Below are 421 nucleotides of genomic sequence, written 5' to 3'. Positions count from 1 at the left end.
ACCTTGGCCTTCTTCTCGGCGCGCTTTTCCTTCAGCGACCGGCTGGCGGCTTTCTTTGCGCCGGGCTTTTGAGACTTTTCAGACATCATGTTCCCTTTCCACGGGGCGGCGATGGGCCCCGTTACCGGTTGACCATACGTGGTTCCGCAGGAAAGGCAATTCGGCCCCGGCTGCAGGCGGTCGGACGCTGTGGAAAACTTTACAGCTTAAGTTGAGTGAGTTAGACTCAACTTAGTTGCGCGGAGCTTCGTGAGGCAGTGTCGCTGCCCGGGGCTCACCCTGATTCTGACCACAGAGTGCTCGGAAGGAGCTCGCTTTGGACGCCAAGTTCACCACCAAGAGCCAGGAGGCTCTTTCCGCCGCCGCCATGAACGCATCGACGGCCGGCAATCCCCAGATCGAACCCGCCCACCTGCTGAAG

General features: G+C 60.1%; 1 protein-coding gene. It reads left to right on the top strand.

Annotated features, from left to right (window positions below; genetic code table 11):
* Positions 1-316: 316 nt before the first annotated feature.
* On the top strand, positions 317-421 hold a 105-nt coding region (locus AC5RVV_RS18170), incomplete at its 3' end, for a Clp protease N-terminal domain-containing protein (protein WP_494002734.1).

The sequence above is a fragment of the Arthrobacter sp. MDT2-34-1 genome, from assembly GCF_059091365.1.
The sequence above is the reverse complement of the archived record's forward strand: the minus strand, read 5'-3'. Positions and strand labels throughout refer to the sequence as shown.